Origin of the sequence: Akkermansia sp. N21116, from assembly GCF_029854705.2 — a bacterium.
Lineage (GTDB): Bacteria > Verrucomicrobiota > Verrucomicrobiia > Verrucomicrobiales > Akkermansiaceae > Akkermansia.
In genome coordinates, this window is record NZ_CP139035.1 from 2,487,669 (window position 1) to 2,503,661 (window position 15,993).

Genomic DNA, 15,993 nt, shown 5'->3' on the forward strand with positions numbered 1-15,993 from the left:
TATTGACTCCCCCTTCACTTGCGGAAATCTTCTAACCCCGAAGATTTTCCATACTCAGAATCATCGTATCATAGGATGACAGGTAAACGTCGCGAAGAATCCAATCTCCCGTCCCGGACAGCAACATGTTGCCGTCCACCTGCAGGGAACCGGAATCAATCGTCATTGCGGAAGAGCCGCCTGCATCCAGTAATCCGTTGACAATCAAAGAAGAATCATTGTCTACAATCAATCGTCCCGCATTGAAGTCGGAAACCACGCGTGATCTAATATCGGAGGCATTGGTCAGTACGATTTTTCCGAGACTTCCTTTGACCGTTATGTCCGAGACAGCATTCGAGTCAATGCCGTCAAGGGTAAGAACACCATTGTTAGCGGTCAATCGACCGGCAATACCATGGTCGGCAACGTGTATCAACGTCAGGGAACCTGCGTTGACAGTCACGTTGTTCATCCATGAGGGTTTCTCGGGCGTCTTATCGTCAATAATGAGACTACCGGCTCCCTCTTTGATAAGTATCCCGGACATGCGGACCGTCCCGGTCATCGTGGTCCGATCTCCGCCTTGATTGGTAACGGTCAACGAGCCAGTCTGGCTGTCAATCGCCAGATCCTTGCTATGGGCACCCGTGCCGCTCACATCGAGGATTCCCTGGAAATTACCCGTTACGAGCAACTGGCCAATAGTCCCGAGGGCATGATCCGCCGTCAAGGACAGAGACGATCCGGACCATGTGATATCACCCGTATAGTCGGTGTTATCTGTCAACCGTCCCAGAGTCAGAGAACCCTGTCCGATCAAAGTGATCGGGCCGTTGCCGGACAAATTCCCAGTCCGGACACTCCGGGAATCGCCAATCGTCATTCTGAGGGAGGAGTTGACTTCCATTTGTCCCAATTGCACATTCTGAATACGAATAGCACCATCACTCGTCAAGGGATTGAAGATCAGCTGGCGAATACCGATACCGGACTGGACGACAACTTTCTCAAGCAAGTCTACATTGTGCACCGTCACGGTTCCCGAGGATAACGACACCATCCCTGAAAGCTGAGTCGCCTTTTCCAGAGACGTATCGCCGATAGATAGAGAACCGCCCTGAACGTACACGCCCTGGTCACTGCCGGATCCCAGGGTTATAACTCCCGTCATCGTCGTATCGCCGGAATTAAGAACGATTTTACTGGCCTTCTCCGACATCGTCAGATTATCCAAACTCAGGAAACCGATTCCATTGTGGTAGATTCCACCTTCTGTAATCGTCGTATCGTTAATGACAGCGGTCGCCGTATCATTCAAGACAAGGTTATCGGTAACAAACGCAGCCGTGGCATGATCCAGATCAATGAATGATTTGGAATTGGCAATAATTCCCCCCAGGGAGACTCCCCCCCCGTCCGTCACGCTTAGTGAAGCCGAATCCATTGCGATATCAATCGATGAATTCATGCTTAATACGCCGGACAGGGTCATCGTGGCCTTTGCTCCCTCAATAGAGATCTTTGACCCCTGGGCAGAATAATCCCCGAACCCCGCAAAATTGGAATCGGATGAGATATTCAAATTGCCGCTTTGCTGGGTAACACTACCATTAACCAACATGTAGGAACTCCCGGACACAGACACATGACCTCCGAAAGAAGCCCCATCGACTAACAACTTCGACTTATTCTCAACCGTGACATTGCCGCTTCCCATAGTCAGCGTGCCATAAGAAGAAAGTCTGGACTCCTGTTGCAAAACCAGGTTTCCGGAAGTCATGGAGATCCCCTTGGCTTCCAACAACGAATTATGTAACAACTTCAGGGAAGATTCTTTCCCCATCGTAATCTGCCCCAGAGATCCGTAATCGTTGCCTCCGGAACCGGTACCGGGATCGAACACGAAGCTGCTCTGATCCGCAACTTTCGTTGAAGTAACGATAGCAAATTTGTTACCGGCGCCAAAAGTTACCGATTGGCAACCGACAGGCTGCCAATCGAACGTTGCTGCCTGGAACGTGTTTCCTGAAATACTTCCGTCTGAAGCAAGACCAGTGTTAATCGCACCACGGAACGACAGAGTAAGGCCGGAGGCATTCATCTCCGTGTTCTTCAACTTGACAACTTCTCCCAATGCTGTCGTCCCATCGACAGCTCCCAGAATGATGTTGCCTATGCCGCGGGAGGAAATCGACGAATTTTCCAACGAAACTTGCCCGAACAAATGTACGGATCCGTTGGCACTCAACACGGCCTTATTCTTCAGCGTCGTATCGCCAAAGGTCTGGATCTTGCTCACGTTCAACTCGGAATTGTCAATCGACACATTGAAATAGCCGCCATCGACAACATCTGCGCGGACGGTCTGTGCAATGTCGTTCAGGTTGACCAGTGACAAAGTAGGATAGGAGCCGCCCGCAGGAGTCAGAATGGACGACGACACGTTACCCAGATTGTATGCCTGTTTTCCCAGCAAGGCCATTACTTTGGCTTTCTTGGCTTCGTCAGAACCCAAGGCATCCCATTCTCCCGCACTCAGACTGTTCTTCAGCCAGCCGCTCCAGACGCTTTCGTCATTGAGCCCTTCCAGATACAAATCGCCACCAAGAAGCAATCGGTTATTCAGCGAAACGCCGGCATTCGTCAGGACTGCCTTCCCATTGACATACCAGTCCGACGCCGATACGGAAGAACCGCTCGAAAGATACAAATTCCCCGTATTAGACACGGAAGAAGAAGCAGAAATAGTCACTTCATCCAATCTGAATTCACCGCCTGTCGCAAGATAGATACTGCCCTGGGATGCCGTCATGGAACCCGAGAAATAGGTATTGTCATCCCAATCTGTACTGCCGACAGTCAAATCTCCCATACCGACAAAAACCTCACCGCCCGTCTTTTTGCCATTCTGCCGCAAGACATCAATAGTCAGATGCCCTTTACTCAGGGAAAGGACGGAATCTCTGGACAGCGTCAATTCGCCGATGTGGCTGTTTTTATTCGCAATGGTAAGGATGGATCCCATTCGCTTCTCAATTGAATCATCCGCCAGAATGACTTTGCCAATCGTCTCCATGGAGTCGAATGTCAACGTACTGGCATCATTCAGAGTAATCCTTCCCTGCATGTCTGTTCCCGTATCTGTTCCCTGGACATCCAGGGCCGACGCGGTCGCCCCGTCATTCAAGACGAGTTCCCCCGAGTTAAGGGTCAAGCGCCCGAGGACATGGCTTGCTCCTCCGTTAAGAGTCAATCTTCTAGAAGTTCCCTGCCAGACGATGCCCGCATTGACGGGAGCCTTGATCGTCACACCTCCGTCATAAATCACGGCATCGGCATTCAAGTTCCACAACTGGGCACTAACGGAAGATCCGCTCCCCAGGGACATGAAGGCGTTATTCGTAAACTGCCGTGTTGCCGCAAACGTATTGGCAACGTTCTTGCCGGACGGATTTGTCTGATCAGCCCCATCTCCGATCACGGTGTTGACGAAAATATCACCCAAAAGTTTCAGGTTGTCTTTGCCGGACTGGATTAAGTTGTTATTAAACTCCTTAATGTCCAGAGATTGATCGAATGTGATATCCCCCTGTGCCAGCAGGGAGTTGCCGGACAGGACGCGTTCGTCTACAAGAATTCCCGAATCCGGAATACCGGAAAGCAGCATGTTCCCGGCTTTGGAATAAAACGTATTGCCTGAGACGTTTCTGGCATCCAGGCGCAGCGCCATATTGCCCTGGGATGTCAATGTATTGTCGGTCACTCCATGAACCAGGGGTTCACCTCCGCTTCCCTCTGCAAGCTCACCCTGGAAACGGTAGGTAAAGTCAAGAGTTCCCGCCGATGAAGTCAGGATGTTGCCCGAAGCCGTAACATGCGTATTCAGAACGACCACCATGTCTCCCTTGGATGTCAGCGTATTGTCGAGGAATCCCAGAAGAGTTTCGCCATAGCTCTTCGTACCTCCGGAATGGTAGAAGAACCTCATGCCCCCCATCGCCGAGGTAAAGGTATTCTCCATGGCAAGCACGTTTGTCGACAATTCGATATCCATGTCTCCCCTGGAGGAAAACGTATTGTACCTAAAGCCCGCGCCATGGATCTCCTTCTCTTCAAGAGACTCGCCCTTGAAGGACAAAGCTCCCTGCTGGGAAGTCAATTCGTTGCTGTCGAACCCGTTCTTGAAGCTCATGTCGAGCGTCATGTCATCACGGGAGGTCAGAGTATTGCTGTCGAATTTCGATTCATCCTCAAAACTCCGTCCTGCAAAGGACATGCCGCCGTTCAGAACGGTAAAGACATTGCCCTTGCTAATGATGCTGTTTTGGGTCAGGTCAACGGTGCCCCCGACCGTACCGCCTACAAATTCAAGATCCAGATTCATGCCCGTATTGGCCGTCAGGACATTGCCGTAAAAGCGGACATCGGATTGATCAACGGAAGTCTTGCTGCCATTCCAGGAAATGCCCTGGGTCTTGCCGGTGATTTCAATTTTGCCCGTCTTGGAAACGAGCGAGGAATCCTGCATGGCAAACCATCCTCCATCCCAGACGGCTTCATCGGCCGGTTTATCCTCGGGACGCTGGTAACGGGAAGCATAGATATTGCCCGTCATTTCCAGGGAACTGCCGGTAAGCGTCAGGCGCGAGAAATCGGATCCATTGCCTCTGTCCGGATTCATGGCGCCGGTCATCGACAGGTTGCTGCCGTCGATCAGCAGAGTCCCGCCGTTGACGATATTACCCGTGTGCCCGGCCTGGGAAACCATATCGGCCAAAACGATGACGGAATTGTAGGCCGTGCGACCTTCGTCGGGAGATTCTTTCCCAACATGTTCGGTGACAATGTTGCCGAACACGTCTCCGTGAACCGTGCTCAGGAAACCGCCGCCGATATCGGTTACTTCACCGTCGACAATCGTGATCGTCGCCCTTGATGTCAGATTGCCATACGTACCGACGTCACCCATGAAGACGGCATGCGCCGACACGTTGACGTTGTCGTACAAGCTGTTCCCGGCGGACAAGTCATGCACGGTACCTCCATAAACATTCAAGGTATCAATGTCGACGGCCGCACTGCTCATGTCGAGTACGCCCGCACCGTTTTTGCTCATCGTGCCTCCGGTAACATTGCCCGTCAGGGTCAGGTTATCGACAGTGTTGACAGTTACCGGGCTGGCCGAGAAGTCGATGTTCTTGCTCGTCGTAATGGTTCCGGCAGCATTGGGAATATTGCTGATGAGTTCCAGCGCCTCACCCGTCGTACTCTTGACGAACAGGGTGCCTTGCGTCCCGATGGCATTGTCGGCGCCCAGTTGCAGCTTGCCGGCAGTCCAGGTAATGTCCGCCGTATAGTCGGTGTCCGTACCATTCAGGGTTTTGTTGAAAATTTTCGTACCGCCGCCCTCCATCAACAGGGACATGTCGCCGCGAAGTTCTCCATTCAGAGTAAACGTCGTATCGTTGGAAACACTGATAATCCCGGATGCCAGCACGATCATGTTGTGATCGTTCGCCGTGTCCGTACTGATCGTCAACTTGCGCGAGACATTCGCGTTATTCTGGGCCTGGTTGCTCTCCTCGAACAGCAGGTCTCCTTTGTAATTTCCGCTCACGATCGTCAAGTCGCCGAAACGGATACTGACTTCGTGGGGAATGGTACCTGATGAATAGCCGTTAGCATAAAGCTTGCCGAGCGTCACCATGGAATCCCCTTCGATGATGACCTTTTTAACGGAGTCGTTGATTTGGGATACGTCGGGATCAGAAACAGGAGGGTTATCAACAATTGTCAACTGCCCGCTCGTGTACGTCAGAGAAGTAGACGCAAAAAATTGAAGGGCATCAGCTGGCGTAGAATTGGTAATGCTCAGGTCGCCGTCAACCGTCACAGTCTTGCCTGTATCTCCGATTACCGTCACGGCATTGAGAATCACGTTGCCGTGGATCAAGCCCCCTCCCTGGACATCAAGGGTAATGTTGTTCGTATTAAAATCGGAACTGGTTCCTGCCGAATAGACATCGCCGAGAATATTACCTCCGGCCAGCGTCAGATAGGAATTGTTATTCATCTCGACGGAACCGGCCCAGGTACTGTTTTGATAAACGTACAACCGCCCTTCCTTGTTCAAGGTAATCGTACCCTTGCGGTCGCCCTTCGTATCAAGATAAACGGGATTCGTTCCGTCGGAACTGCCTAAATAGACATCTCCGTTCTGGATGGACATGCCTGTCATGTACAGGGGGGCCAAGACTGTCCCCTTTTCGGAACCGCTGTTAAGCAATTCAAAACGGACGCGATTTTTGGTACCGCCAATCGTCGCATCGGAATTGCCGGAGACCTTCACTTCTCCCAACTCTCCGCTGATTTGCTCAAAGAGGGCCTTTCCGTCACCGCTGATTTTTGTAGATCCCGATACGTGAACCTCCGTATTTTTAACCAGGTTGACTGCCCCTCCCGCATCGTAGCCGGTAAGGATTTCCCAGTTGGGAGTCGTCAGGCTCCCTCCCGTCATCGAGTTGGACAGGGATGTGAAACGCACCGTGTCACCGGAGACGATGCTTCCGGCTGTCATATCCAGGCCGCCTTCAAAATACACCGATTGGGAGGACTGGATATCGCCTTTCGTCGTCACCTTACCCTTGAACTGGATCGTGCCGGCTGAATTGAGGAAATTGCCTGTCCCGATGTTCGATGTCGTATCGACATACATGCCCGGGTTCCCGGCAGACAGGACATTCTGCAGACCATCGTTGTTTTTCAGGTCAATGGCAAATACACGGAACTGCTGTGTGGCTCTTACGGAATTCCCGGCCCCGTCAACCGTCAATGTCCCCAATGTTCCCGGGGTTGCGTCGTAAATGAAAATATTGTTAGCCGAAACGTTAATGTTGTTTCCCTTCAGGGAAACATCACCATACACGCGCAAATCGCTTCCCGCAGTCACCTTCGTTGCAACGGTTCCGCTTGATACTCCGTTGATCACCACATTGTGAATGCTGTTGACGTCGCCGACCTGGAGGTTTCTTCCCGCACTAACGGTAGAGCCCTCGTTGACAAGAAGCCCTCCATTGGCCATGGTCATGTTATAGACAGACGACAATTTCGCCCCGTTTCCGCTGACTTGGGCGGCATACTTAACTCCGCCATCTTCCTGGAAGGAAGTAATATTCAGGGCGTTTCTGGAGGAGAAAGTCGTGTTATCCCCTTTCAGAACAATACTCTTAACTGTCACGGAATCCCCCGTTGAGGCATTGCCGGCGGTCAATGTCCCGCCGTCGCTGCCCGTCACGTTTTGAGCCGTCATGGCTCCCTTGACGACGATCTCGCCCTGGTAATCCAAGTCCTTTTTGACAGTCAGGTGGGATCTATCCCTGGTCGCAGCCGGCCAGGGAGTTATCCCGTCTTCCTTGTAGATAGTGGCTTCTTGGGAAGTCAGAGTACTGCCTTTGGCAACGTTGAGCCCCCCTTCCACCGCAATGCCGGCCCCCTGGAAGGAAATCGTATTGTGATTGGCAGCATTTTTATCACCCAGAGTCAAGTCTCCATCAACGGTCACCACACCCCAGGCATTGACCTTCAACTGATCGGCATCCAGTTCTGTCGCGGATTTCAGGAAAAGGTTTCCATAACTCTCCACCGTATTCCGGCTGCCGTTGACCGTCAGTGAGCCTATCGTCATGTCGGTCTGAGCCGGTTTGTTACCGCCTTCGGGATAGTCTTCCGGTTTTGGATTGTTGCTGTAAGTATAGTTCTTCTGCGTGGAAAGCAACGTGGAATTACCGTTCAGAGTCACACTCGCAGCCTCAATACCGCTGGCGGAACTGAAAAGAGAATCCGTCAATGTCACATTCCCGGCTTTGACTGGGGCAGCCGTATGATCGGCATCCGTTTTGTCCGTCAGGATCAAATCCGTGAAGGAAAGGGTCATATCGCTCCCGGAAGTTCCTGTACCCAAAAGTTGTGAAGAGACAAGCATCACGCGCTTCTCTGCTTGACCCGAAGTGGTCAGGGTACCGCCGATGGAAATATTGCCCGTCCCCGTCCATTCCTGAGTAATCTCATCATACGTGGCGGCAATCAATTTGCCATTGGCTTCCAAATTGGCATTCCCCGTAATAACGATGTCTTTTTCCAAGGACTGAATCGTCCCGGTGTTAGCCTTCAAATCGCCAGTTACAGTAATCGTGCCATTGGCCTGAATCGTCCCGGCATTGGTCAGCTCACCCGTCGAAATGCTTCCAGTACCATCCTTAGTTGACAAGGCTTCAAGAAACCCTCCATTCTTCACATCCACGGCACCGGTAATAGTAATATTCCCCGCAGTAGATTCAACAAGTCCTGCCGAAGTAAGAGACTCAAAATGAATGTCTTTACCAACACTCACGCTGGACGTCTCATCTACGGAAACAGCTCCCGCCGTCAAGGAGGAGGAAACATTCAAAGCAGATCCCGTCATTTCGAGCGTTCCCATCGTAGAAGCATCGCTACTACCGGTAAGGCTCATGTCGGCATTCGTCAGAGAAATGGTCTTGGCAGTATTACCCTGAAGCTGCCGGGTTGTAATCGTGACCGGTTTTCCGGTCGATCCATTGGCTGTCAAATCGCCCTCCAAGGAAATCGTGCCATTTGTTGCAAGAAGTGAACTTCCAGCATTCAGGGTGACATCATCTTTCAGAGTAATTGAACCGGAAGAGGATTTAATAGTGCCGAAATTAGTAACGGCTTTGTCAATAATCAGACTCTTTTGTCCATCCAGTACACTGGTATTCTTTATAACCTCAACCGTTCCCTTAATCCAAAGATTTTCTGTGGCGGTAAGATTGGAGGTTAAGTCAACATTCCCCCCAACCGTTATATCTTTGGCAGTAAGCATATGCCCCCCAGTGTAATTGCCGGCAACGTCAACGGTAACCTTATTCCAGTCACTATATGAATTGAGAGTCATGTCACCACCAACTGTCAACGTGGAATTGGCTCCTAAATTCAATTTGGCATTGTTATCCAGAACCTTCAAATTACCAGCCGTTTCCAACGATCCAAAAGAAGCCGTTCCGGAACCTTCCTCCAAAACGAGGGACTTCAGTTTGACATCAGCGTTTTTAACATTAAAGATGGCTCCTGATTTTCCTTTCAGGATCAAATCCATGCCGCTCCAATCATTGGCAGCCGTGTCTCCAAGAGTAATTTGGGTACCGTTCAATTGAAGCGTTCCGGGAGTCGTCGTCCATGTCAAGGAATTGGCAGAAATGGTTCCGCCTCCGATCTCTCCTCCCGTATTCGCCAGAGAACCAATGGTTAGGTTCCGGGAAGCGCTGATATTGAAAGTATTCCCGGCCAATGTCACAGCTCCGGTCAAAGATATGTTGCTGGCCTTCAGAATACCGGATACCTCTGTAGCGCCGCTCAACGTCATATTTCCGGAATCAGACGACAAAGAGCCGGATATATTGGACGCTCCGGTCACAGTTACCTCACTCTTCGTGACAACCTTCCCTCCGACGACCAAGCTATCACCATTCACAGCCAGGCTTTTAGCCCACATGCTTCCATTGAGGACGGCATTGCCGCCGATAATGACATCGCGTCCGACAGCTGAACTTCCCCGGACATCCCATGTTGTTCCGGCATTAAGTGTCAATCCGTTTGCAATCGTGATATCCGCACCATTACCTGTTGTCGTTAAATAGGCGGAGGAATTCAACGAAAGGGAATTCAGGGCTATGGCTTCCAAAGAGGAAAGGGTCAACTTCGTACCATTGAGGGAAAGGTCAGAGGAACCGGAGCCCCCATTGAATGAAGCAGCCGTGATGGTACCGGCGCCTAGTGTCCAGGATTGAGTGTTCAGAGTTCCGGTCAAATTCATACGGGAACCGGTAACAGTCTCCAGGGTATGCACAGTCAGGGAATTCGCGGTCAAACTCCCGTTTTTTCCCATATTGAGAGATTGGGCAACGACACTCTGCCCATTTGCATTCAAGGTCCCGGAAAGCTCAATGGTCCCATTGGCAGCCGTCACGGTTCCACCAGCCGTCACGGTTCCGGCGATTGCCATGCCGCCGTTCGTCGAAGTCAGAGTTCCCTTGCTGGTCAAACTTGTCCCGGACCCCGCACTGATATCGCCCTCCGAAGTAACGGCTCCAGCTGTCAAAGCTCCGTTGCCGGTAATGGCCAATGAATTGACGGACAGGTTCCCCTCCAGGGACAAATTCGTCCCGTCGACAACCATGTCGCTGTCTCCCATCCCTCCGTTGAAAGATTGGGCCAGAATAGTCCCTCCTGAACTCAGTGTCCACGATTGCGTCGTCAATCCCCCCGACAAAGTAATCGTTCCCGCATTCGACAATGCACCCGACACGTCCAAGTTGGTTCCTGTCAATGTGGAGGATGCCCCCAATGTAAAATCGCCCCCCACCTTTACATTGCCAGTAGACACAAGATTTCCGGTTGCCGTCATCGCATCAGTGACTTCCAGACCATCAAAGGTCAAGGTCTTCCCTGCCGCTGTAACCGATACAGATTCAAACACTGAACCTGCCGTCGCAATATTCCAGTCAAGCGCACTCGTCAACGTAAACGAACCATAAGTGTCTTTTTGACCAAAAATCACTTCCTGCAATCCTGTCCTCTCTTCGAGAGAGGACGGATCCTGATCTCCGAATATAAGATTGTCGTGCGGAAGCAAATCCTGCCGGTGCGGGCTATCCGGAGTGTCCGGACTAGGATTCCACCAATTTTCAACAAAGGAACCGCCGTTTTCACCGTACCACGACAGGGTGGCAGACTGGACAGTGTAGGAGAAAACCGCAAGAAAGCTGGACAGCAGAGCGGTTCTTAAGGGGAGGGGAAGGCGAATTTTCATAAATCTGACTAGTTAGAAGGGACCACGCATAGTCTGACGGATTTAACATCCGCTAATTATTTGTTTTGTAATTAATTTATTTAAATTGCCGATTTTTATAAATTTTCCAATTTTTCAACGTCTGTTAAAATTTATTTTCAAAACACGCAAAACAAAAGATTAAAATTAAATACAACGCATCCGATAAATGGACACAATATATTATATATCAATTTATTATGAAAATATAAAATAGAGAAAAGAGCGAGATTCGATTAAATCAATGCATCAATCAATAAAACATACACGAAAAAACAATACAAACGTTTGTTTATAATACCTGAATTCATCGGTTTTACTAGCCCATGGTTGGGTTAGATAGAAGGAGAGAGGGGAATTTTTCATAAAAACGTCAAACTAAATGTGTCTTGCCGGGTTGTTTATCCTTGTCAGCGGATGTTAAATCCGCTAGTTACAAACAATATATCCGATATTTTATTATCTTAAATTCACAAGAAACATTTCTCTATTTATTATAAAAATATCATCATCCTATTAAAGGGCTTATATTTGCAGGAAAAACTCTTATGAAAAAGACGACAGAAATGAAAATTCACTGCAGTTATTTGTCATATGATGGATTTAACACCAAAGACAATACATATTTATGGGCATTCATAGAATACCCACATTTCCGCATCGGACAAAAGGAGAGTCCCGATCCGTTAAATCTAATATCCATCATGAAGTTGGATATTTATTAGTCAGGACACCATATCACAACTTCTTCTGGATTCTCTCATGATTTCCACGAGAAAGGGAAGCCGTTCCTACAATTCCGGATCAGGCAGAATATCGACATAGATACCGGGAGTACTGCCTTCCACCGGAACTGCACCGACGGTTTTGGCATAAAACTCCGCCGGGCCGACACCTCCGATAAAGGCGTAGGCAAACCCCATGTCCCTCAGGGCACCGAGGGCAGTCACCAGAAGGGCTTTGCCAAGTCCGCTCCTGCGTACGGAAGGATCGGTTCCCATGGGGCCAAGGAAACCGCGAGCCGTTACATCGTAGCATGCGAAGCCGACAATCCGGCTGTCGCACGTGGCAATGAAGCATGAAACGGGTTGACGCCCGAAAGCGACCTTCGTTTCGCTGACCCACTTGGGGCTGAACGTCCTTCCGACCCAGTCGGTCACGATATGGCGTTCGTAGGCGCCCGGACGACGGATCAGAATCCCCTGCCCCTTCAGTTCGTTGATCGAGGAGGAAACGTCAGGAAGGTCGTAAAGGCGAACCAGCATGTCAAACATGGAATGATGCTATACGGTTCACCGCCTGCCGTGAATCCCAAAATGACAAACTCGCGGAAAAACATGCGCCCGGCACCACCCTATCTGGGCTGTCGCATGGCGGTCAGTTTGTAGAACAGCTGGTTGTGCTCGGCGAGGAGAGGGGTGATCTGGTCGGCGCTGACAGCCACCTGTCCCCGGATATCGGTGTAGAGCTTGCGATAGTCCACCAGCCCTCCCATGGTCGCGAGAAACAGGGGTTCCTTCAAACCGCTGACAATAGCCAGGTGCATGTCTCCGGCAGCATCCTCCAATTGGCGGATCAGGCGGATTTTCACGAAGATGAGAGCTAGGGAGGACAAAACCCAGAGGACGGCGGCACAACCGACCAGGACGAATCCCGCGGAGGATTCCCCGAGTCCTCCGAGAATGCCTCCGGCGGCGATCAGCAGGAAAATGATGAAAAGTTGCTTGTACATCCACTTTTCCTGCCCGGCATACAATTTCGACAGACAGGACTTCAATCCGAAATCATTGAGAGGCTGGTAAACGGCACGTCCCAAGCGACGGCGATAGGTGTCCAGACTCGTCTGGAGGCGTTCTGCCGGGAAATCTCCGATGTCGCACTCCATCTGGTCCTGGACGCGGGGACGGATGGAATTCCAGTGCTGGGTGCAGGCCGTCAGGAACTCGCGGTTGTAGTACTCCTGGCGTTCTTCGATGCTGTGAGCAATTTGTTTGTAAAACCAGTTGTCAATGCCCGCGGCCATGTGGCCCAGGCAACGGACGCGGTTCAGGGAAAGGACATAGCCAAGCTGTCTGGCCGTTTTGCGGGCCAGGCGCGGAACAAACTCCTGAACGAGAGTAGACATGGCTTCCAGACGTGTGGGAAGGATGCGGGCCATCTGGTTGCAAACGGAGTCGATTTCGCTCTCGATCCTGGCCAGGAACCCCGAGTCCATACGCAGGAGGCGATCCTGGTTGCGCAAGACCTGTTTCTGTTCTTCCAACAAGGATGCCGTTGCGGCGATCACCCGGGCGTTCATGCCGAGGGAAGCCATCCTGACGGCCAAAATGTGGTTGACGCGCCGGGTCAGGGCATCGGCTCCGTATCCTTTCTGGCTCCCCCCTCCGCAGACGGGAAAGAGAGGTGGTTCCGTATCAAGATAACGGCGGCAGTCCTCGCGGACAATGTCTTTGACGTTCTGGATCTGGTCGAAACTACACTCGTCGGGATGTGTCACGGCAATAATCATCCGGGTGTAGTATTCGGGGGGAAACCGGGAGATGAAATCCCACGCATTCCGGGAATACGGCATTGTGGCGGAAATCACCATGATGATGACATCCGCTCCTTGGAGAGCCTCCTGCAGGAGATCCCCTTCCTTGTCGAAATCGCGAATGCTCGTATCAATAAATTCGACATCACGCAGCTGAGGCAGAGGATAGTAGGCGGCCTCCTCCCCCTGGGCAAGTTCTCCCGAAGCATGAACGTCGAACCTCCAGCGAAGGACGGGAACGCCGCGCGACATCCTCCCGAACGTATCCTCTTTGGGAGAAACCATCAGGTCCAGTACGGACGACTTGCCGGCACAGGTATCCCCGATCACGGCAACGGCCGGAATGCGTTCCGCCGCCCGCAGCGCATCTCGCAACGGCTCTTCCGCCGGGAAAATACAGTCGTCCCCCAGTTTGCGGGAAAAATCAAGGGCGCACTCAGCGATGTTGCGCACGTGATAGGATAAGGCATGTTGTCCCTGTTTCAGCATAGGTCGGCGCGGAATGTCTGGAACCCTGCAGCATAAAAAAGAGCTCTTTGAGAACCACCTCAAGAGCTCTTGTGTGATGCTTAAGGCATTTTAACCATTTCACCGGCGCTTGTCTATGCCAAAACCGGGAAAAAAGGGCAACGCCAAGCGAAGATTATTGCTGAGGTACAGCACCGGAAGTTCCCGGAGTCACGGCAGGTTCGTCCGCATTTTCGGCGGAAACGGGAGCGACGGCAGGTTGCCGGGGAGCTTCTTCCTGCTGCATTGAGGGTTCTGTGACCGGTTGTTCATGGATAGACGGAACAACTGCGGGAGCAACGACAGGAGCCGGAGCCGCCGGTATGACGGGGACAGACGGGGCAGGTGCGGATACACCCGCCGAATTGGCATAGCGCTGGCCGATGGAGATCAGTTCGGAAACAGTCACCAGGCGGAACCCCCGGTTTTGCAGGCCACGCACAATGCCTTCCACGGCATCTACGGTGGACGCGTGGATGTCATGCACGAGGATGATCGATCCGGGCTTGGCACCATTGACAGCACGGGAAATTACCGTGGAGACTCCGGGCTTGCGCCAGTCGTTGGTGTCGACATCCCAGAGGATCGTCTTGTAGCCGAAGCGTTCATGCATCCATGTATAAAGCCCGGCATTGACAGCTCCGTAAGGAGGACGCATCAGCTTGGGGGAGGAGCCGGTCGCCTTGCGGATCGCCTCGTCGGTTTTTTGAAGCTGGGCTTCGCAGAGCGGACGCGATGTCTTGGTCATGCAAATGTGGTTCCATGTGTGGGATGCCGGTTCATGGCCTTCGCGAGCCATGCGGCTGACGATGCCGGGGTAGCGATTGACGTTAACTCCCTGCATAAAGAAGGTACCCTTGGCGTTGTAGCGATTGAGGATATCCAGAACACGCGGAGTCAGTGTCCCGTGAGGCCCGTCGTCAAAAGTCAGGGCGACGACTTTTTCCGGAACATTCACGCGGGAAATGCGCACTCCGGGCACCTTGGGAGCCTGAGGGGCAAACGTCGTGTTTTTGGCAACGACGGGGAATTGCTGGCTATTCCCGGTCCGATTCTTCGAAGCAGGAAGCCTGTGAGCAGGCGTTATCTTGGAAGCTGGGATGGATTCCGTTGCAGGCGTTACATGAGCTTCGGGTGAAGTCCCTTTTTGGGAGGAGCAGGAAGACAACACCAAGGCAGCCGCAAGAACAGTGAAAAACGTATATTTCATGACAAATTGGGGTGAACTTGTTTACCTTCACTGAGGGGACATGTCACGCCGTAATTGATATTTATTCAAAAAAGCCGATCATTCCGGAGAGTTCATATCGATATAATTGACGGAGACCGTTTTCCGTGAATCGTTCGTGTCGCGAACCTCAACTTTCATTTGTTTGAAAAACCAGGATCCGTCCTTCAGTTTCATCACGGACGTCAGCAGGAAACGCTTGGCCAACTCCCCTCGGGCATCAATGCCGTCGATCTGCCACATTCCGCCGTTTTCTTTATCAACCCACACGCGCACCCAGGCGTACTGGCCGAGGGAGGGAGTCGGGTTCTTGAGTTGGACGATCCAGCAAAGACGTCCTTTGACGGTGGATGTCGCTTCGCTCTCCTGAAGAATCCGAGCTCCAGGCCAGTACAAGAAACGCATGGATAAATCCTCGTAGGTAATGTCCGTTTCAGGAATGGGAGTCGAATACATCGCCTTGGGGAGAGCCACCATTTTGCCGTCCTTCTGGTATTGGAGTTCCTGCCCTTTCTCCTTGAATTTGAGATCGAAGCGTTCCCATACGTTGTTTTGGAAATACTGGAAGCACATCAGTTCGCCTCGCAAACTGATGTTGAAAGGTATCTTCACGCTACGCCGGCGAATCTGCCCCTTGATATCCTTGTTCTTCTGGAGGGTCGCAGTCTGACGGAGACTTTTCATCAAAGCGTCTGCATTGGGTTCCTGCGCATCGGCGGGACCGCATAACAACGCACAGGCACACACCGCCAGAGCCAATCGGCTGCATTTGATCATCAAGGCATTCATATCTGCTCCGTGACATACATGCACGAATGCCTGCGGAAAACACCAAAATGAGTCACCCGGCAAGATTCTTTC

The 15,993-nt window shown here is 51.6% G+C and carries 5 protein-coding genes; all 5 read right to left on the reverse strand.

All coding sequences use genetic code 11. The features are described from left to right. Positions 1-31: 31 nt before the first annotated feature. Positions 32-10,846, reverse strand: coding sequence for a hypothetical protein (locus tag QET93_RS09495; RefSeq protein WP_280132226.1), 10,815 nt, complete (start codon positions 10,844-10,846; stop codon positions 32-34). Between the two features lie 809 nt (positions 10,847-11,655). Further along, on the reverse strand, positions 11,656-12,138 hold the full coding sequence (locus QET93_RS09500) for a GNAT family N-acetyltransferase (RefSeq protein ID WP_280132227.1): 483 nt from the start codon (positions 12,136-12,138) through the stop codon (positions 11,656-11,658). Positions 12,139-12,218: 80 nt separating this feature from the next. Next, the gene (locus QET93_RS09505) at positions 12,219-13,850 is read right to left on the reverse strand and encodes a hypothetical protein (protein ID WP_280132228.1); all 1,632 of its coding nucleotides are present in this window, start codon (positions 13,848-13,850) and stop codon (positions 12,219-12,221) included. Between the two features lie 190 nt (positions 13,851-14,040). Then, a complete protein-coding gene (locus QET93_RS09510) occupies positions 14,041-15,114 on the reverse strand; it encodes a polysaccharide deacetylase family protein (protein WP_280132229.1) in 1,074 nt (357 codons plus the stop codon). Positions 15,115-15,192: 78 nt separating this feature from the next. After that, positions 15,193-15,921, reverse strand: coding sequence for an outer membrane lipoprotein-sorting protein (locus tag QET93_RS09515; protein WP_280132230.1), 729 nt, complete (start codon positions 15,919-15,921; stop codon positions 15,193-15,195). Positions 15,922-15,993 lie beyond the last annotated feature (72 nt).